This window comes from Pseudomonas mosselii, from assembly GCF_005796105.1.
GTDB classification, from domain to species: Bacteria; Pseudomonadota; Gammaproteobacteria; order Pseudomonadales; family Pseudomonadaceae; genus Aquipseudomonas; species Aquipseudomonas mosselii_C.
On sequence record NZ_VAUO01000002.1, the window covers coordinates 174992 to 192163 of the forward strand.

The 17172-nt window shown below is 62.7% G+C and carries 19 protein-coding genes; 8 read left to right on the plus strand and 11 right to left on the minus strand.

The annotated features are described in order from the left end of the window. Nucleotides 1-84: 84 nt before the first annotated feature. Together FEM01_RS05710 and FEM01_RS05715 are read right to left on the minus strand one after the other, a co-directional pair. The gene (locus tag FEM01_RS05710; protein ID WP_138218325.1) at nucleotides 85-333 is read right to left on the minus strand and encodes a hypothetical protein; all 249 of its coding nucleotides are present in this window, start codon (nucleotides 331-333) and stop codon (nucleotides 85-87) included. A 13-nt stretch (nucleotides 334-346) separates the two neighbouring features. Next, nucleotides 347-646 carry a hypothetical protein gene (locus FEM01_RS05715; RefSeq protein WP_138218326.1) on the minus strand — a complete coding sequence of 100 codons (300 nt, stop codon included), beginning with the start codon at nucleotides 644-646 and terminating at the stop codon, nucleotides 347-349. Between the two features lie 411 nt (nucleotides 647-1057). Between FEM01_RS05715 and FEM01_RS24140 the strand changes: the two genes are divergently transcribed. The 3 genes from FEM01_RS24140 to FEM01_RS05725 all read left to right on the plus strand — a co-directional run bounded on the left by FEM01_RS24140 (nucleotide 1058) and on the right by FEM01_RS05725 (nucleotide 4012). Then, on the plus strand, nucleotides 1058-1222 hold the full coding sequence (locus tag FEM01_RS24140; protein WP_171030912.1) for a hypothetical protein: 165 nt from the start codon (nucleotides 1058-1060) through the stop codon (nucleotides 1220-1222). Nucleotides 1223-1312: 90 nt separating this feature from the next. After that, nucleotides 1313-2677 carry a glutamine synthetase family protein gene (locus FEM01_RS05720; RefSeq protein ID WP_138218327.1) on the plus strand — a complete coding sequence of 455 codons (1365 nt, stop codon included), beginning with the start codon at nucleotides 1313-1315 and terminating at the stop codon, nucleotides 2675-2677. A gap of 27 nt (nucleotides 2678-2704) precedes the next feature. After that, on the plus strand, nucleotides 2705-4012 hold the full coding sequence (locus FEM01_RS05725; protein WP_138218328.1) for an NAD(P)/FAD-dependent oxidoreductase: 1308 nt from the start codon (nucleotides 2705-2707) through the stop codon (nucleotides 4010-4012). Nucleotides 4013-4202: 190 nt separating this feature from the next. Here the strand turns inward: FEM01_RS05725 and fadD1 are convergent, their stop codons facing one another. Continuing rightward, entirely contained in the window at nucleotides 4203-5900 is a 1698-nt protein-coding gene (fadD1, locus tag FEM01_RS05730; protein WP_138218329.1) for a long-chain-fatty-acid--CoA ligase FadD1, read from the minus strand. Between the two features lie 295 nt (nucleotides 5901-6195). Continuing rightward, complete coding sequence (gene fadD2, locus FEM01_RS05735; RefSeq protein WP_138218330.1) at nucleotides 6196-7884, minus strand: long-chain-fatty-acid--CoA ligase FadD2; 1689 nt, start codon at nucleotides 7882-7884, stop codon at nucleotides 6196-6198. A 203-nt stretch (nucleotides 7885-8087) separates the two neighbouring features. Between fadD2 and FEM01_RS05740 the strand changes: the two genes are divergently transcribed. Both FEM01_RS05740 and FEM01_RS05745 read left to right on the plus strand, forming a co-directional pair. Beyond that, nucleotides 8088-9032, plus strand: a complete 945-nt coding sequence (locus tag FEM01_RS05740; RefSeq protein ID WP_138218331.1) for an alpha/beta hydrolase — start codon at nucleotides 8088-8090, stop codon at nucleotides 9030-9032. A 34-nt stretch (nucleotides 9033-9066) separates the two neighbouring features. Beyond that, on the plus strand, nucleotides 9067-9537 hold the full coding sequence (locus FEM01_RS05745) for a MaoC family dehydratase (protein WP_138218332.1): 471 nt from the start codon (nucleotides 9067-9069) through the stop codon (nucleotides 9535-9537). Between the two features lie 177 nt (nucleotides 9538-9714). Here the strand turns inward: FEM01_RS05745 and FEM01_RS05750 are convergent, their stop codons facing one another. Together FEM01_RS05750 and FEM01_RS05755 are read right to left on the minus strand one after the other, a co-directional pair. Continuing rightward, nucleotides 9715-10359 (minus strand): LysE family translocator, encoded by a 645-nt coding sequence (locus FEM01_RS05750; RefSeq protein WP_138218333.1) that lies wholly within the window; start codon nucleotides 10357-10359, stop codon nucleotides 9715-9717. 79 nt (nucleotides 10360-10438) lie between these two features. Then, nucleotides 10439-11392: a threonine dehydratase gene (locus FEM01_RS05755; protein ID WP_138218334.1), complete on the minus strand. Its 954-nt coding sequence runs from the start codon at nucleotides 11390-11392 to the stop codon at nucleotides 10439-10441. A 76-nt stretch (nucleotides 11393-11468) separates the two neighbouring features. On the opposite strand from FEM01_RS05755, the gene FEM01_RS05760 reads away from it, so the two are divergent. Continuing rightward, complete coding sequence (locus FEM01_RS05760; protein ID WP_138218335.1) at nucleotides 11469-12827, plus strand: PLP-dependent aminotransferase family protein; 1359 nt, start codon at nucleotides 11469-11471, stop codon at nucleotides 12825-12827. Between the two features lie 95 nt (nucleotides 12828-12922). Here the strand turns inward: FEM01_RS05760 and FEM01_RS05765 are convergent, their stop codons facing one another. Continuing rightward, nucleotides 12923-13180: a DUF2790 domain-containing protein gene (locus tag FEM01_RS05765; RefSeq protein ID WP_138218336.1), complete on the minus strand. Its 258-nt coding sequence runs from the start codon at nucleotides 13178-13180 to the stop codon at nucleotides 12923-12925. 237 nt (nucleotides 13181-13417) lie between these two features. Here FEM01_RS05765 and FEM01_RS05770 point away from each other — a divergent pair, with 237 nt between their 5' ends. Continuing rightward, complete coding sequence (locus FEM01_RS05770) at nucleotides 13418-13867, plus strand: GNAT family N-acetyltransferase (RefSeq protein ID WP_171030913.1); 450 nt, start codon at nucleotides 13418-13420, stop codon at nucleotides 13865-13867. Here the strand turns inward: FEM01_RS05770 and def are convergent. The 3 genes from def to FEM01_RS05785 all read right to left on the minus strand — a co-directional run bounded on the left by def (nucleotide 13822) and on the right by FEM01_RS05785 (nucleotide 15674). Beyond that, on the minus strand, nucleotides 13822-14358 hold the full coding sequence (gene def, locus FEM01_RS05775; protein WP_138218337.1) for a peptide deformylase: 537 nt from the start codon (nucleotides 14356-14358) through the stop codon (nucleotides 13822-13824). The genes FEM01_RS05770 and def overlap by 46 nt on opposite strands. Then, nucleotides 14355-15302, minus strand: coding sequence for a YihY/virulence factor BrkB family protein (locus tag FEM01_RS05780; protein WP_138218338.1), 948 nt, complete (start codon nucleotides 15300-15302; stop codon nucleotides 14355-14357). The genes def and FEM01_RS05780 overlap by 4 nt, the downstream gene beginning before the upstream one ends. A 192-nt stretch (nucleotides 15303-15494) precedes the next feature. After that, complete coding sequence (locus tag FEM01_RS05785) at nucleotides 15495-15674, minus strand: CsbD family protein (protein WP_138218339.1); 180 nt, start codon at nucleotides 15672-15674, stop codon at nucleotides 15495-15497. 267 nt (nucleotides 15675-15941) lie between these two features. Here FEM01_RS05785 and FEM01_RS05790 point away from each other — a divergent pair, with 267 nt between their 5' ends. Continuing rightward, entirely contained in the window at nucleotides 15942-16322 is a 381-nt protein-coding gene (locus FEM01_RS05790; protein WP_138218340.1) for a hypothetical protein, read from the plus strand. Here the strand turns inward: FEM01_RS05790 and FEM01_RS05795 are convergent, their stop codons facing one another. Next, the gene (locus tag FEM01_RS05795) at nucleotides 16323-17159 is read right to left on the minus strand and encodes a CvfB family protein (RefSeq protein ID WP_138218341.1); all 837 of its coding nucleotides are present in this window, start codon (nucleotides 17157-17159) and stop codon (nucleotides 16323-16325) included. Nucleotides 17160-17172 lie beyond the last annotated feature (13 nt).

The following is a 17172-nucleotide window of genomic DNA, read 5'->3' on the forward strand; positions in this document are numbered from 1 at the left end:
GTGGGCGCTGCTTTTACATGGTCGGCATTTGTAAGGGGCGCGATTGTCGCAGATTTGCCGGATGGATGCTGCCCATGCCAACCATCAGTCACGATCACGCTCGAAATAGCGGGAACGCTTGAATAGCAACGGGGTAGCGATTGCCATGAAAAAAGCTGACCAGCCAATACCATCAAGTTGCAGGAACTGCTCTTCACCCAGTTGAGTACAAGCAGTGATCCCTGTGACGCTGAACACGATGTAAAGAAAAAGCCTGATGCACCTTGACCGGCATGCCCAGTCGACTAACGTGCCGACCACGAGAGCATAGCAAATAGCATAAAGCACCCACATATCCGCCCCCCCTTCAGATAATCAACATCAGGCTGCTGAATTGAGGACCAATACCGCCCTTCACAGTGGCTGATAGTGATGCCAGCACATCCCCAGCATGAAAAGTAGGAATTTTATTCTGAATCAACCAGGCCACAGCACCGGTGACAGCGATCCCTGCGACCGCTCCCGCAGGCCCACCTGCCATAGCTATCGCAACATCAGCCGTCGCTTTTCCCGCTGCGCTGCTGAAAATGCCCGAAACCCTGTATCGCTGCTGATTGAGGCTGTCTCCCTGCTGACGAGTTAACGGGCGTGATACTGCAACCGTCATATGGCAGGGCCGCTGCCCTGCCAGCATCCGGTCCTAAAGCTCCGCCATTTTTTCAACAATCCGATAGTGTCCGGCATGCACCCACGGCAGGCTCGTTTGCCGAATTTGACAACATTCCCCTGGCTGGATGACGAACTCGCTGACATCGAAGACGATCGCGTGATGTGCAACTACCTGATAAGTCCTCTGTGCTCGCATGGCTGTCCCTGTCGCTTGCCTATTCTGCAGAACGTAGGGACTTTCACCTCTAGCACTAGCCCTGCAAACTAGCCTAGGTCCGATAAAGCTGTGGGAGGCTTCCTAAGCTAAAGTGAAGCGACGGGCAAACCTTGCCAATGTTTAGCTCACACCGGAATGAACGTCGCCATTCACTGCTTTAATCAACCTTACGCCCCATGTGAGTATCGATTCATGCTCCCCGACCCGCTGATTGCCCGCCTACTGCCCCACCCTTCGCTGCCGAAGGCCAGGGCGCGTGCCGGCGAGAATCCGCTGGTGCATATCATCCTCGCCTTCTGGGCCCTGTGGCATTGCCGCCACGCGCGCCCACCGGACACCTCGCCCGCCCTGCACTGACCCGTTCCGGCCACCTGCGCCGGTCTTTCAGTCCGACCGCACCTGCTTGGCAGGCGGTCCCATGCGCCCGTGGGCGCGAGCGAACCCATCATGCACTTTGCTCCTGCAGAGCAGGCCAGACGCTTCCTGGCCGAAAATCCCGATATCGAGCTGATCGAACTGTTCATCCTCGACGCCAACGGCGTCCCCCGCGGCAAGCTGCTGCACCGTGACGAACTGCTGGCGGTGTTCGACAGCGGGCGCCCGCTGCCCAGCACCATCCTGGGCCTGACCCTCAACGGCGACGACGTGGAGAATTCGGGCCTGGTGTGGGACGTCGGCGATATCGATTGCCGCGCCTACCCCCTCGCAGACAGCCTGGTGCGCCTGCCCTGGCGCCGCGTGCCGACGGCCGCCGTACAGGTCAGCATGCACCCCAGCGAAGGGCTGCCTGCGAGCATCGCCGACCCGCGCCATGTGCTGATCCGCACCATCGATGCCCTCAAGTCCGACGGCTACCATCCGGTGATGGCCTGCGAGCTGGAGTTCTACCTGCTCGACCAGCAGCGCGATGCCGATGGTCGGCCGCAACCGGCGCTGGACCGCGATGGCGGCAGGCCACGCACCACGCAGGTGTACGGCCTGCGTGAGCTTGAGCAGATCGAGCCGTTCCTGGCCGATCTCTACGCCGCCTGCAAGGCGCAAGGCATTCCGGCGCGCACGGCGATTTCCGAATACGCCCCCGGCCAGGTGGAGATCACCTTGGAACACGGCGACGCGCTCGCGGCGATGGACCAAGCCGTGCGCTACAAGCGTCTGGTCAAGGGCGTGGCCAACGCCCACGGCATGCAGGCCTGCTTCATGGCTAAACCGTTCGCCCAGTTGGCCGGCACCGGCATGCACATGCACCTGAGCCTGGCGGACGCCGAAGGCAACAACCTGTTCGCCAGCAGCGAGGCAGCCGGCACCGCGCTGCTGCGCCAGGCGGTCGGTGGCATGCTCCGTCACTTACGCGAATCGCTGTTGCTGTTCTGCCCCAACGCCAACTCCTACCGACGCTTCCAGGCCAACAGCTACGCGCCGCTGGCGCCCACTTGGGGCGTGGACAACCGCACGGTGAGCCTGCGCGTGCCAGGTGGTCCGGCCCACACCCGGCATGTGGAACACCGCATCTGCGGGGCCGACGCCAACCCTTACCTGGCCGCTGCAGCAATCCTCGCCGCCAGCCACCAGGGCATCCGCGAACAGCTCGATCCCGGCGCACCGGTCGAAGGCAACGGCTACGCCCAGGCCACCGAGCAGCTGCCCACCGACTGGCTCACCACACTCGATGCACTGGAGCATTCGACCTGGGCCAGGGAAGCGCTGGGCAAGGCCTTCGTCGACGTGTACCTGAAGGTCAAGCAGGCCGAGTACCGCCAGTTCATGGCCGAGGTCGGTGAACAGGACTGGCGCTGGTACCTGCATCAGGCCTGAGCCCGCGTACTACAACAAGGACTACTCATGAACGCAGCAATCAATACCGACAGCGCCCAACGCGCGCCGTCCTACTACACCGCCACCCTTAACGACAGCACCGTCTACCCCACGCTCAAGGGCACGCAGGAGGTGGACGTTGCGATCATCGGCGGCGGCTTCACTGGCGTCGCCACAGCCGTGGAGCTGGCCGAGCGCGGCCTGAAAGTCGCCATCGTCGAAACCCACCGCATCGGCTGGGGCGCCAGCGGGCGCAACGGCGGGCAGGTCACCGGTAGCCTGTCGGGCGACGAGGCCATGCGCACGCAAATGCGCCAGCGCCTAGGCAACGAGGTGGATGATTTCATCTGGCACCTGCGCTGGCGCGGGCACCAAATCATCGAACAGCGGGTGGCCCGCTACGCCATCGACTGCGACCTCAAGCATGGCCACCTGCATGCGGCGATGAAATCCTCGCACATGAACGAACTCAAGGCAGCGTACGCAGAGGCAGAGCGGCGCGGCATGGGCGATCAGGTGCAACTACTCGACCGTGCGGCCATGGCCACGCACCTGCAAAGCCCGCTGTACCTGGGTGCACTAAAGAACCTGCGCAACCTGCACCTGCATCCGCTCAACTTGTGCCTGGGCGAAGCGCGCGCCGCGCAAAGCCTCGGGGCGCTGATCTTCGAGCACTCCGAGGTCCTGGAAATAGTGCACGGCGCGCGCCCAGCCGTGGTCACCCGCCACGGGCGCATCAACGCCCGCCAGGTGATGCTCGCCGGCGACGTGTACCACAAGCTGGAAAAGCGCCAGCTCAAGGGCAAGATCTTCCCGGCCATGGGCGGCATCGTCACCACCGCGCCCTTGGGCGAGCTGGCCGCGCAGATCAACCCGCAGGACCTGGCGGTGTATGACTGCCGCTTCGTGCTCGACTACTACCGCCTGACCGCCGACAAGCGCCTGCTGTTCGGCGGCGGCGCCAACTATTCCGGGCGTGATTCGCGAGACATCGAGGCCGAGCTGCGACCGTGCATCGAACGCACTTTCCCAGCGCTCAAAGGCGTGCCGATCGAATTCAAGTGGAGCTGCGCGATGGGGATCGTGGTCAACCGCATTCCACAGTTGGGCAAGCTGTCGGACAACGTCTGGTACTGCCAGGGCTATTCAGGCCACGGCATCGCCACCAGCCACATCATGGGCGAGATCATGGCCGAGGCACTGACTGGCACGTTGGAAAAGTTCGATACCTTTGCAGGCTGCAAGCACATCAAGGTGCCGATGGGAGATGTGCTGGGCAATCCGCTGCTGGCGGCGGGGATGTGGTACTACCAAATGCTTGAAAAGCTGCGCTGAGGTAGCGCGCCGTGGTATCGCGAACGGGGCGCGTGACACCCCATCAATTTTGCTATGGCTGAAATCCTGGGGCCGCTTTGCGGCCCTTTCGCGGCACAAGGCCGCTCCTACAGGGGGCTGCGAGGTTCTGGCGCCGGACCGACCGGGAAGGGCCGCAAAGCAGCCCCAGGATTTCAGCGACAAGCCCGGATCAGGCGATCTTCTTCAAGCCCTGTTTCTTCAGCTCTTCGTCGCGCAACTCACGCCGCAGGATCTTACCCACGTTGGTGGTCGGCAAGACGTCGCGGAACTCGATGGACTTGGGTACCTTGTAGCCGGTGACATTGGCACGCATGTGCTCCATCACCTGCTCCTTGGTCAGGGTCATGCCCGGCTTGACCACGATGAACACCTTGATCACCTCGCCGGATTTTTCGTCCGGCACACCGATGGCCGCGCACTGCAGCACGCCCGGCAGGGCAGCGAGCACGTCTTCGAGTTCATTGGGGTACACGTTGAAGCCCGAGACCAGGATCATGTCCTTCTTGCGGTCGACGATACGCATGTAGCCGTCCGGCTGGATCAGGGCGATATCGCCGGTTTTCAGCCAACCGTTGCTGTCGAGGATTTCGGCGGTGGCCTCTTCGCGCTGCCAGTAGCCCTTCATCACCTGCGGCCCCTTGACGCACAGCTCGCCGATTTCGCCCAGCGGCAGCTCCTGGCCGTTGTCGTCGATGATCTTGCACAGGGTCGACGGCACCGGGATACCGATGGTGCCCACCTGGTTGGCCTCGGCCGGGTTGACCGCCGCCACCGGGCTGGTCTCGGTCATGCCGTAGCCCTCGCAGATAGCGCAGCCGGTAACGGCCTTCCAGCGCTCAGCCACACTCAATTGCAGCGCCATGCCGCCAGACAGGGTGATCTTCAGCGCGGAGAAATCCAGGGCGCGGAATGCCTCGTTGTTGCACAAGGCGACGAACAGGGTGTTGAGCCCGACGAAACCGCTGAACTTCCACTTGCTCAGTTCCTTGACCATGGCCGGCAGATCACGCGGGTTGCTGATCAACACGTTATGGTTGCCGATCAGCATCATGGCCATGCAATGGAAGGTGAACGCGTAGATGTGGTAAAGCGGCAACGGGGTGATGAGGATTTCGCAACCTTCGTGCAGGTTGGCGCCCATCAGCGCACGGCATTGCAGCATGTTGGCCACCAGGTTGCGGTGGGTTAGCATCGCGCCCTTGGCCACCCCAGTGGTGCCGCCGGTGTACTGCAACACAGCCACATCGTCCGCTTGCGGGTTGGCCTCGGTGACCGCCCCCCCCTTGCCCAGGGCCAGGGCGTCATTGAAGCGCACGGCCTTGGGCAGGTTGTAGGCAGGCACCATTTTCTTCACGTACTTGATCACGCTGTTGATCAACAAGCGCTTGAGCGGTGGCAGCAGGTCGGCCACTTCGGTGACAATCACATGCTTGACCTGGGTCTTGGGCACCACCTTCTCGGCCAGGTGCGCCATGTTGGCCAGGCATACCAGCGCCTTGGCGCCGGAGTCGTTGAACTGGTGCTCCATTTCCCGCGCGGTATACAGCGGGTTGGTGTTGACCACGATCAACCCAGCGCGCATGGCGCCGAACACCGCGACAGGATATTGCAGGACGTTGGGCAACTGCACGGCGATGCGATCGCCTGGCTTGAGGTCGGTGTGCTGCTGCAGCCACGCGGCGAACGCACCGGACAGGGTGTACAGCTCGCCATAGGTGAGGGTCTTGCCCAGGTTGCTAAAGGCAGGTTTGTCAGCAAAACGATGGCAGGATTGCTTGAGTACGGCCTGGATATTGGGGAATTCGTCAGGATTGATGTCCGCCGTGACCCCGGCAGGGTACTTATCCTTCCAAAAATGTTCGATCATGGAAGCCCGCTCCTTCAGCAACAGCGAATTCGGTACGCGTCGATGCGCTTATTATTGATATGGAAGCCCGGCTCATTGCAAACCGGATCCTCGGAAAGCGCGCCGAGAGTAACAGCTTTGCCTGGGGTCGCCTAGAGGCCGAAACAGGCCTTACGGTCACAAAAATGACTCAAAGAATGATTCAGGTCATTTTTAGAGTATTTATACAAGAGATCCAAACAATCAGCTCCAAGCGGCAAGCCAGAGCCAAAACGCGCTCCAGCTTGAGGCTTGCAACTTACCGCTTGCAGCTGTTTCAGGCGATATCGCGCAACTCGCGGCGCAGGATCTTGCCCACGGGCGTCATGGGCAGTGAATCACGCAGCACGATATGCTTAGGCACCTTGTAGCCGGTGAAATTGGCTTTGCAGTAGGCTTTGAGTTCATCCACGCTGACCCCTCCTGCCCTGGGCACCACGAACAACTTGACCGCCTCGCCCGAGCGCTCGTCCGGCACGCCGATGGCTGCGCAACTGGCCACCTGTGGGTGATTCATCACCACATCCTCGATTTCGTTGGGGTACACGTTGAAGCCCGAGACGATGATCATGTCTTTCTTGCGGTCGACGATGCGGGTATAGCCGTCCGGGTCGATCACCGCGATGTCGCCGGTACGGAACCAGCCCTGCGTATCAAGCGCCTGGGCGGTGGCCTCGGGCTGCTGCCAGTAGCCTTTCATCACCTGCGGGCCCTTGATGCACAGCTCGCCACGCTCCCCCAGCGGCTGCTCGTTGCCGTCATCGTCGATTACCTTGAACGCCGTCCCCACCACCGGAATGCCCACGGTGCCCAGCCGCGCCAATTGGCCATAGGGATTGGTGCTGGCGACCGGCGAGGTTTCGGTAAGGCCGTAGCCCTCGACGATGCGACAACCGGTCAGTGTCTCCCAGCGTTCGGCGGTGGCCTTGACCAGCGCAGTGCCGCCAGAGTTGGTGACCTTGAGTGCCGAGAAATCCAACGCTTTGAAGCCTGGGTGGTCCATCAGTGCGACGAACAATGTGTTCAGCCCCAACAACGCCGAAAACCGCCACTTGCCCAGCTCCTTGATGAAGCCTGGAATATCCCGCGGGTTGGTGATCAGTACGTTGTGGTTGCCGGTGACCATCATGCACATGCAGTTCGCTGTGAACGCATAGATGTGGTACAGCGGCAGCGGCGCGATCATTACCTCCTGCCCTTCCTTGATCAGTGGCTGGCCATCTGGCCCATGCTGGGCGAAGCACGCCAGGACCTGGAGCATGTTGGCCACCAGATTGCCGTGGGTGAGCATCGCGCCCTTGGCCAGCCCCGTGGTACCGCCGGTGTATTGCAACACCGCGACGTCATCCAGGGTGCGCGCCACTGCGCGATGCGAAAGGCCCGCACCTTGGCGCAGCACCTGCTTGAACGACACGGCCTGGGGCAAGCTATAGGCCGGAACCATCTTTTTCAGCTTGTCGACGAGCGTGTTGACCAGCCAGCCCTTGGCGCTCGGCAGCAAGTCGCCCATCTTCGCCTCGATCAGGTACTCGATGTCGGTGTCCGGCAACACCGCCTGGACCCGGCTGCCGAACATGTTCAGGTACACCAAGGCACGTGCGCCGGCGTCCTTGAACTGGTGGCGCATCTCGCGCTCGGTGTACAGCGGGTTGGTGTTGACCACCACCAGCCCTGCGCGCATGGCGCCGAACACGGCGATGGGGTACTGCAACACATTGGGCATCTGCACCGCGATGCGATCACCCGGCACCAGGTCGGTGTTGTGCTGTAGCCAGGCGGCGAAGGCGGCCGAATGGCGTTCGAGTTCGGCGTAGCTCAGGGTTACACCCAGGTTGCTGAAGGCTGGGCGGTCGGCGAAGCGCTTGCAGGAGCGCTCGAAGACGTCGACCACCGAGGCATAGGCCGTCATATCGAGGGTGGAGGGTACGCCCACCGGGCGCTTGTCGTTCCAGAAATCGGCTTGCATTTATTCTTGTTCCTCTGCCGGGACCGTCCCTGACCAGATTGCCGTATGGCAAAAAGGCGTTGAGCCGACGTTAGCAGGTCCCCCCCAGGTGGCAAATACGCCAGATGCCGCCATTAACATTGTGAATCTTATTTGTGCCCTTCCTGCAATCTCGCGCTTTGCGCATACACTGTTGATCCATCCCCCGCGTGCAAGGACCCGCCATGCCCCATGACGCCTTCTGGCTACCTGCCAGCGAGCATTGCAGCCTGTACGTGCACCAGTGGCTGCCGTCCCGGCCGGTCAAGGCCGTGGTGTTGCTGGCCCATGGCATGGCCGAGCATGCCAATCGCTACCAACGCCTGGGCCATGCGCTGAATACCGCCGGCTACGCGTTGCTGGCCCACGACCAACGGGGCCATGGGCGCACCGCCGAACTCGGCAGCCTGGGCTTGTTCGCCGCGCACAATGGCTGGAATGCCGTGGTCAACGAACTGGGGGTGCTGGCTCAGCACATCGGCCAACAGTTCCCCGCCACACCGCTGTTTTTATTCGGCCACAGCATGGGCAGCTACATTGCCCAGGCCTACCTGCTGCACCACAGCGCCAGCCTGCAAGGGGCGATCCTCAGCGGCTCGAATTTCCAGCCGCCTGCGCTGTACCGCGCCGCGCGGCTGATCGCTCGCCTGGAAACCTGGCGCCAAGGGCCCATGGGTCAGAGTGCGTTGATCGACTGGCTGTCGTTCGGCGCCTTCAACAAGGCCTTCAAGCCCAACCGGACCGCGTTCGACTGGCTCAGCCGCGACCCGGCCGAGGTCGACACCTACATCGCTGATCCGCTCTGCGGCTTTCGCTGCCGCAACCAGCTGTGGCTCGACCTGCTTCAAGGCCTGACGCAGATCAGCCAGCCAAGGTCGTTGGCGCAGATCGACCCGAACCTGCCGATACTGGTGATTGGCGGCGAATGTGATCCGGTGAGTGCCGGCAAGCGTCTCACCCATCTGGCCGACGCCCTGCGCGCGACCGGCAACCGCCACGTGCAACTGCGCCTGTACCACGGCGCGCGGCATGAAGTGCTCAATGAAACCCATCGCGATGAGGTTACCGCCGATATCATCGGCTGGCTGGAACAGGCGCTGGCCCTTGGCCGCCCTACCCGCAGCGAATGATCGGCGCCCTCGCCCACCCTCCAAGGAAGCCCCGATGACTCAGGTCACCAACACGCCTTACGAAGCCCTCGAAGTCGGCCAGAAAGCCGAATACAAGAAGTCCGTTGAAGAGCGCGACATCCAGCTGTTCGCCGCGATGTCCGGTGACCACAACCCGGTGCACCTGGATGCCGAATTTGCCGCCAAGAGCATGTTCCGCGAGCGTATCGCCCACGGCATGTTCAGTGGCGCGCTGATCAGCGCCGCCGTGGCCTGCACCCTGCCAGGCCCTGGCACCATCTACCTGGGCCAGAAAATGAGCTTTCAAAAGCCGGTGAAAATCGGCGACAGCCTGACCGTACGCCTGGAAATTCTCGAGAAGCTGCCCAAGTTCAAGGTGCGCATCGCCACCAACGTGTACAACCAGAACGACGAACTGGTAGTCGAAGGCGAGGCCGAAATCCTCGCGCCGCGCAAACAGCAAACCGTCGAATTGGTCAGCCCACCGAACTTCGTCGCCAGCTAATTACGCCCGGTCGCAGGGCGCACGGTGGCTGCCGGACGCCCCTGCGATCCAGCGCTCAGCCCGGGCGCGGCAGACAATGCTCGATATACGCAGCTCACGCCCCTGTCGCGCCAGCGCCTGTTGCCACGCCTGGCGGGCCTGCTCGACATTGCCCAGTTGCCGGTGCAACTGCGCCGCTTACAACCCTGGGGCTGCCAGAATGAACTCGCGATAACCGGAAATGATCACGTAACCTGCGAAATAGCAGAAGATCGCCGCCGACAGCAGGTACGACCAGGTCAGCAAACGGTCACCCAGCAGGCGCCCACCGTGACTGGCGACACCGCACAGGGTCATGCACCAGACCAGCCCGGCAGCGAAAAAGCCCGCCAGGAACAAACCGGCGTCCATGGCACTGCCACCGCCGGAGCGCGAGATCAACACGCCCCCCACCGCCGCGAACCAGAGGATGGCCGTTGGCGAAGACATGGCCAGGAAGATGCCGCGCAAGAACTCGCGCCAGCCTGACTCGATCACCACCTCAGCGCGCGCCTCGAGGTGTCCGCCACGCCAGGCCGCCAGTAGCATCTTAAAGGCAAACCACACCAGCAAAGCCGATCCGCCCAGCCACAATCCCCAGCGTACGCTCTCGAACTGCAACAGCACGGTCATCCCGGCCAGGGCAGCGACGGCGTACACCAGATCGCCCACGCAGGTGCCCAAGCCCAGCCAGAAGCCCTGGAGGAACCCGCGCTGCATGGCCAGGGTGATCATCGCGATGTTGGCGATACCGATGTCCAGACACAGGGAAAGGCTAAGCAGGAATCCATTCGAGAAAGGCATCACACACTCAGGTAGGCAAAAGGGAGCGGCGATTGTAGGGAATAACGCCCCCTTTGTGCCAACCACGGCCCAGTGCGTTCTACTGGGCAAGCACTCGGGCATACACGGCGCGGTCAACGTTCGCCCCGCTGAGGACCACCGCCACCCGCTTGCCGGCCTGATGCTCGCGCTCCTGCATCAGCGCAGCCAATGCCGCAGCCCCTGCCCCTTCGGCGGTGTTATGGGTGGTTTCGTGATACAGGCGCATAGCAGCGCCGATCTCGGCATCGCTGACCCGTACGATACGCGCCGCATGCTCGCGTACCAGAGCGAATGCCTCCGGGTGTGGCACGCGGCAGGCCATGCCATCGGCGAAGGTGTCGGCGCTGTCGGTGGTGACGATGCGGCCCAGCTTGAAACTCTGTGCGTAGGCATCCGCAGCCTGCGACACCACGCCGACGATTTCGGTACGCAGCCCCAGCAGGTTGCGCGCCTGAATCAAACCGCAAATGCCCGAACCCATGCCTATCGGCACATACACGCAATCCAGATCAGCAACCGCCTCGAACAGTTCCAGCGCATAGGTGGCGACCCCGCGCACCAGCTCTGGGTGAAACGACGGCACCATCGCATAGCCATGTGCCTCGGCCAGCCGCGCGGCCTGCTCGCGCGCTACATCGAAGTCCACGCCATGCTCGACCAATTCCGCACCCAGGGCGCGCATGGCGGCATTCTTCTCCCGCGAGTTGCCTTCGGGCACCACGATGATCAACGGCACTCCCGCCTGACGTGCCGCCAGGGCCATGCTCTGGCCATGATTGCCACGGGTGGCGGTGACCAACCCGCGCGGCACCTCGCCACCAGCCAGCAGCGAACGGACATAGACCAAGCCGCCACGCACCTTGAAGGCCCCGGTGGGCGCGTGGTTCTCGTGCTTGACCCAGACCTGGCAGCCCAGCCGCTCGACCAGCAACGGCCAGGCGTGCTGCGGGGTAGGCGGGACATGCTGGCGAACGAAGGCGGCGGCTTCACGCAGGGCGGACAAGTCGAACATCAGGAGCATCCTTCATCGGTCTGAGGTTGAACCGATGCTAAGCGCCGGGCATTGTATGGGCCAACCGATATATTGCATGGGCGACAATATTGTGTGGATACCTACCCTGGCCGACGATGGCCAGCCCCGCTACCTGGCGCTGGTCGCGGCCATCGCCAACGCCATCGAACACGGCGAACTGGCGGTCGGCCAACGCCTACCACCGCAACGCCGCCTGGCCTGGGCACTGGGGCTGAACCCCAGTACCACCCAGCAGGCCTATCGCGAGGCGGCAGCGCGTCATCTGGTAGCCGGCGAAGTGGGCCGCGGCACCTACGTGCTGGCGGGCAGCAAGGAAGCCACGCTATTTCGCTTGAAACAGCAAGGCCAAGGGCACGGGCTGATCGACCTGTCGACCAACGTGCCGGTGGTCGACCCGCACAACAGCGACCTGCAAGACAGCCTGCGCGCCCTGCTCGATCAAGCCGACAGCGCACTGCTCGATCACTACCTGGGCCCGCAGCAACTGCTCCTGGGGCGCGTGCACGGCGCGCGCTGGCTCGCCGGCCGGGGGCTGAAGCTGACGCCGCACGAGGTAGCCTTGAGCGGCGGTGCCCAGCAGGCGCTGATGAGCGTGTTGCAGTCGCTGTGCCAAGCGGGCGAAGCGGTGCTGGTCGAGGCCCTGACCGCGCCAGGTATCAAGGCGGCCTGTCGCCAATTGCACCTGCCGGTACATGGCGTGGCACTCGATGCCGAGGGCCTGCGCCCCGAGGCTCTGGAGCGCATGGCCCGCGCCAGCGGCGCACGGGTGCTGGTGACCACGCCAACCCTGCACAACCCCACCGGCGCCTGCATGAGCGAAAGCCGCCGCCAGGCCTTGGCGCAGGTGATCAGGCGTTACGATTTGCGGGTGATCGAAGACGATGTGTACGGCGCGCTGACCGACCGGGCACCGTTGTATCCGCTACTGGAAGGGCGTGGGGTGCTGGTCAGCAGCCTGTCCAAGACCGTGGCCGCCGGCTTGCGCCTAGGCTGGATCGTCGCAGAACCGCACGTGTTGGCACGCATCGATCCGCATGCCCAGGCCACCCACTGGCCGGTCTCACCGCTGAACCTGCGCATCGCCTGCCAATGGATCACCGACGGCACCGCCGCCAGGCGGCTGACCTGGCAACGCCAGGAAATCGCCGAACGCTGGCGGCTGGCGCGGACGTTGCTGGGGTCTGCGATGCGCGCTGATGGCGAGCCGTCACCGCATGCCTGGGTGGCGACCTCAGGCAGCCCGGAGCAGGTGGCGGCGGCGTGCCGTGAACAAGGGGTGGAGGTAGTCCCCGCCAGCGTGTTCGCCGTGTCCACGCAAATCCCCCAGGCCATCAGGATCAGCCTGTCCGCAGCAGCGAGCCGGGCACAGCTCAAGCAGGGGCTGGATGTGCTGAAAATACACCTGATCCAGTGACGCAACCACGCCTGGCACGGGGTACGCGGTGCGCTTGCGATATCAGTGCTCTGCGTGACAACGCAGCCCGAAGAGGCGGCAGGGTCAGGCTGGCCTCAACTCTGGCTGCAACCCTCGCCCATGGCACGGTACTGCAACGTGTGCACCTGGCCGTGGTGGTCTTCGTACGTCATCGTGGCCGGGACCACATCGCAGACGTTGGGGAGGGTCGAGAGGTTGATCACGCGCTTGATGTCGAGGTTGGTGGAATAGTCGTACTGCTCGACCACCGGTTTTGAGTTGGCGGGCTTGACCTCATCGGCGAGGGCGAACGAGGACATACCGACCAATGCAAGAATCAGTAACGTTTTCATGAGTAGCGAACCTTGATGGCTGATCGTGTGACTTCTGATGCCGTCAATGGCGCGGAGAAGTTGTCATCGACTGACGGGATGACACGAAGTACCGATCCCACGCTTTCGTATTGCAGTGGGGATGAGAAAAAGTCTACGCCTGCGCCAGAATAGTTGAACCCCGAAGTCGGATATTCACCCTTGCGGGATTTGCAACAATCTGCGACAAAGCGCACCGCCACTGCCTCAGGACTCGCCATGCCAACGCTGACCTGCGCCCCTCTTCCCGCACCGCAACGCCGCTTGCTGGCGCTCTTCTACCGTCAGCACGGCTCGCGCATGCGCGCCGCTGGCGAGGGTGTGCAATGGGTGGCACGGGAAGATGAAATCGTCGCAGGGCTGAACCTGGTGCCCGTGGCTGCCGGGCACTGGCTGACTGGCCTGTTCGTTGCGCCGCCGCATCGTGGCCGGCAGGTGGCCTCGCGCCTGCTGAAAGCGGCTTTGCAGGCCAATCCCGGGCCAGTCTGGCTGTTCTGCGACCCGCTGCTGACGCCGCTCTACGCACGCCTGGGGTTCACCGAAACCGAGCAACTGCCCCAGGCCCTGGCCTCGCGCCTGGCCCGTTATCAACGCAGCAAACCGCTGGTGGCATTGGTCGGCGGTCAGTCCTCGGGCACTTCAAGCCCAGGGAACAACACCTCGGTGTAGCCGAAGCGGCTGAAGTCCTGGATGCGCGAGGGGTACAGCCGGCCGATCAAGTGATCACACTCGTGCTGCACCACCCGTGCGTGAAAGCCATCGGCGAAGCGCGCGATGGGATTACCCGCTGGATCGATGCCGGTGTAGCTGATGTGCTTGTAACGCGGCACCACACCACGCAAGCCAGGCACTGACAAACACCCCTCCCATCCTTCCTCCATCTCGGTGACCTGCGGAGTGATCACCGGGTTGAGCAGGATGGTACGCGGCACGGGCTCGGCATCCGGGTAGCGCTCGCTACGCTCGAAACCGAAGATCACCAGTTGCAGGTCGATACCGATCTGTGGCGCCGCCAGCCCAACCCCGCCGACATGCGCCATGGTTTCGAACATGTCGTCGATCAGTCGCTGCAGCTCGGGTGTACCGAGCATGGATTCCGGCACGGGCTTGGCGATGCGCAACAGGCGCTCGTCGCCCATCTTGAGCACGTCATGGATCATGGGCGGCTGGACTCATGGGGTTGGGCGGGGTGTTCATGACCGAGCACGGTGATGGTCTCAGTCGGCTGCCGGTCGTCGAAATCCTTCTCGCCGGGGTTCTTGCCCTCGGCCGACATGTGCTCGATCACCGCGTTCATTTCGGCACCGAGCAACAGTACCGCAGCAGAGATGTAGAAATACAGCAGCAGCACGATGATCGCCCCAATACTGCCGTACATGGCGTTGTAGTCGGCGAACGTCCTGACGTAATAGGCAAAGCCCAACGAGGCGATGATCCATACCACCACCGCCAACACCGAGCCTGGTGTGATGAAGCGGAATTTCTGCTTCACATCGGGCATCACGTAGTAGATCAGCGCCACCGCCACCATCATCAGGATGATGATCGCGGGCCAGCGCAGCACGGTCCATACGGTGACCACTGCCTCCTGCAAGCCGACTTGAGCGGCGATCCACTCCATCACCTGGGGCCCGAGCACCATCAGTGCGGCGGCGGCCAGCAGCATACCGGCAATGCCAACGGTATAGATGATCGACAGCGGAATGCGCTTCCATACCGGACGCCCCTCAGGTACGTCGTAGGCAGCGTTCATCGCGCTCATCATCAGGCGCACGCCAGCCGAGGCGGTCCACAGGGCAATCACGATACCCACCGACACCAATCCACCCTTGGACTGCTGCAATTGGTCGATCACCGGATTGACCTGCTCCAGGGCTTGCGGCGGCAGTACCAGTTCCGATTGCAGGCGCAGCCAGGAGAAGAAGTCCGGCAGGTGCAGAAAACCGATCAGGGCAATCAGGAACAACAAGAACGGGAACAACGAAAACAACATCTGATAGGCCAGCGCGGAGGCGTAGGTAGACATCTCGTCGTCTAGGAATTCCTTGACGGTACGCACCAGTACACGGTGCAAAGGCAGGCCGCGCAGGTCGGGGAAAATCATAGCGTCTCCTTTCGCCGCTTGATCATCAGTTGAGGCTGGCCGACTGAACGCGAAGGCCTTGTCGATACGGACAAGTCTAATAGACCACGTAGCGAGTGTGACGACTCCGTGCAGCGTCGAAAAAACCTCGCGAGGGACACCCGCCCCGCCGCTGGCATGGGTGCGAGGGGCCCCGCGAGGTGGCGCTGCGGGTCAAGGCTTCTTCACGGCATCCTTGACATCACCCTTGACCTGCTGCGCCTCGCCCTTCAGCTCCTGGGCCTTGCCTTCGGCGCGCAGCTTGTCGTTACCGGTCACCTTGCCCACACCCTGTTTGATGTTGCCGATCGCCTCGTTGGCCAGGCCTTTCGCTTTATCCTTGGTGCCACTCATGGGATGACTCCTTGCATTAAAGACACGGGAAATCGTGTCGACATGAGGTGGACCCACCGACATTGGCGAGAGTTTCATCCACGTTGCGACCCGCCAGCCTAATGGCAAACAGCGGGCGACTATCGCATCGAATCGGCAAGGCCGCGCAGCAGAAAACGCGGTGGATGACTGGCAAGCCCGTTTCAACAGCGGCATGCGGTGCTTGCCCCGCGATCAGGTCGGCCGCACAATGACAGGCCTTTCTGGCGTCAACCCGCAGGAACCTGCATGAAACTCGACAAACCCACCGCCATCGCCCGGCGCAACGAAGCACTGGCGCGACCGGTGCTCAGCCGCGACAACACCCTGTTCGCGATCCTCGACAGCAAGCGCAACCTGTGGTGGTTCGAAGTGCCGGTGGCACTGCTGCGCAAAGGCCAGCCCGACTGGGTCAACCTGCTGCTGCACACCCCGCAGACCGACGAACTGCAACACCTGAAGGTGCCGACCAACTTCCTGCGTGCTCACCAGGAGCAAATGGAAATCCGCCACCCCGGCAAGCGTCGCTCGACCATCAGTCTGGCGCTGAGCGCCGACCGCGACAGCCTGCTGCGCGACACCCGTCCAGGCGGCGAGCAGCTGGATTTCAGCACCTTCGTGCAGGCCTGATCAGGCCCGCTCGATCCGGTCGTCATGGATGACGATGCGGCCCTGCTTGAACAGCGCGCCAATCGCCTTCTTGAAGTTGCCCTTGCTGACATTGAACATCTGGCTGATTACCGCCGGATCGCTCTTGTCACACACCGGCAACACGCCCCCCGCAGCGTCCAGGCGCTGCATGATCTGCTCATTGAGACTGTCGGCCAGGGCCTGGCCCACCGGTTGCAGGCTCAAGGCGATTTTGCCGTCGTGGCGCACTTCCTTGATGAAACCCTTCTCGTGCATGCCCGAGCGCAGGAACTTGAACACCTCGTTCTTGTGGATCAGGCCCCAGTGGCGGTTGTTGATGATCGCCTTGAAGCCCATCGGCGTCTCGCCGGCCACCAGCAGCTCGACCGGCTGGCCGGGCGTGTAGTCCACCGGGGTACGGTCCAGGTAGCGGTCTAGCTTGGCGGTAGCGGTGATGCGCCGGGTGCGTTTGTCCAGGTAGGCGTGGACCACGCAGTAGTCGCCGATCTTCAACGGCCGCGACTCTTCCGAATACGGCATCAACAGGTCCTTGGACAGGCCCCAGTCGAGGAAGATACCCGCACCGTTGATGTCCTTGACCTTGAGGCTGGCGAACTCGCCGACCTGCATTTTCGGTTTCTCGGTGGTGGCGATCAGTTGGTCTTCGCTGTCCAGGTAGATGAACACGTTGAGCCAATCATCGAGTTCAAGCTCTGCATCCTTGGGGAAATAACGCCGTGGCAGCAGGATTTCGCCGTCGGCACCGCCGTCCAGGTACAGGCCGAATTCCACGTGTTTCACGATTTGCAAACTGTTGTAACGCCCAAGCAGAGCCATGTGTGAAGATCCT

Bases quoted from the DNA above. Each gene is read 5' to 3' on its own strand.
- FEM01_RS05710 (WP_138218325.1), bottom strand. From the start codon at position 333: ATGTGGGTGCTTTATGCTATTTGCTATGCTCTCGTGGTCGGCACGTTA.
- FEM01_RS05715 (WP_138218326.1), bottom strand. From the start codon at position 646: ATGACGGTTGCAGTATCACGCCCGTTAACTCGTCAGCAGGGAGACAGC.
- FEM01_RS24140 (WP_171030912.1), top strand. From the start codon at position 1,058: ATGCTCCCCGACCCGCTGATTGCCCGCCTACTGCCCCACCCTTCGCTG.
- FEM01_RS05720 (WP_138218327.1), top strand. From the start codon at position 1,313: ATGCACTTTGCTCCTGCAGAGCAGGCCAGACGCTTCCTGGCCGAAAAT.
- FEM01_RS05725 (WP_138218328.1), top strand. From the start codon at position 2,705: ATGAACGCAGCAATCAATACCGACAGCGCCCAACGCGCGCCGTCCTAC.
- fadD1 (WP_138218329.1), bottom strand. From the start codon at position 5,900: ATGATCGAACATTTTTGGAAGGATAAGTACCCTGCCGGGGTCACGGCG.
- fadD2 (WP_138218330.1), bottom strand. From the start codon at position 7,884: ATGCAAGCCGATTTCTGGAACGACAAGCGCCCGGTGGGCGTACCCTCC.
- FEM01_RS05740 (WP_138218331.1), top strand. From the start codon at position 8,088: ATGCCCCATGACGCCTTCTGGCTACCTGCCAGCGAGCATTGCAGCCTG.
- FEM01_RS05745 (WP_138218332.1), top strand. From the start codon at position 9,067: ATGACTCAGGTCACCAACACGCCTTACGAAGCCCTCGAAGTCGGCCAG.
- FEM01_RS05750 (WP_138218333.1), bottom strand. From the start codon at position 10,359: ATGCCTTTCTCGAATGGATTCCTGCTTAGCCTTTCCCTGTGTCTGGAC.
- FEM01_RS05755 (WP_138218334.1), bottom strand. From the start codon at position 11,392: ATGTTCGACTTGTCCGCCCTGCGTGAAGCCGCCGCCTTCGTTCGCCAG.
- FEM01_RS05760 (WP_138218335.1), top strand. From the start codon at position 11,469: ATGGGCGACAATATTGTGTGGATACCTACCCTGGCCGACGATGGCCAG.
- FEM01_RS05765 (WP_138218336.1), bottom strand. From the start codon at position 13,180: ATGAAAACGTTACTGATTCTTGCATTGGTCGGTATGTCCTCGTTCGCC.
- FEM01_RS05770 (WP_171030913.1), top strand. From the start codon at position 13,418: ATGCCAACGCTGACCTGCGCCCCTCTTCCCGCACCGCAACGCCGCTTG.
- def (WP_138218337.1), bottom strand. From the start codon at position 14,358: ATGATCCATGACGTGCTCAAGATGGGCGACGAGCGCCTGTTGCGCATC.
- FEM01_RS05780 (WP_138218338.1), bottom strand. From the start codon at position 15,302: ATGATTTTCCCCGACCTGCGCGGCCTGCCTTTGCACCGTGTACTGGTG.
- FEM01_RS05785 (WP_138218339.1), bottom strand. From the start codon at position 15,674: ATGAGTGGCACCAAGGATAAAGCGAAAGGCCTGGCCAACGAGGCGATC.
- FEM01_RS05790 (WP_138218340.1), top strand. From the start codon at position 15,942: ATGAAACTCGACAAACCCACCGCCATCGCCCGGCGCAACGAAGCACTG.
- FEM01_RS05795 (WP_138218341.1), bottom strand. From the start codon at position 17,159: ATGGCTCTGCTTGGGCGTTACAACAGTTTGCAAATCGTGAAACACGTG.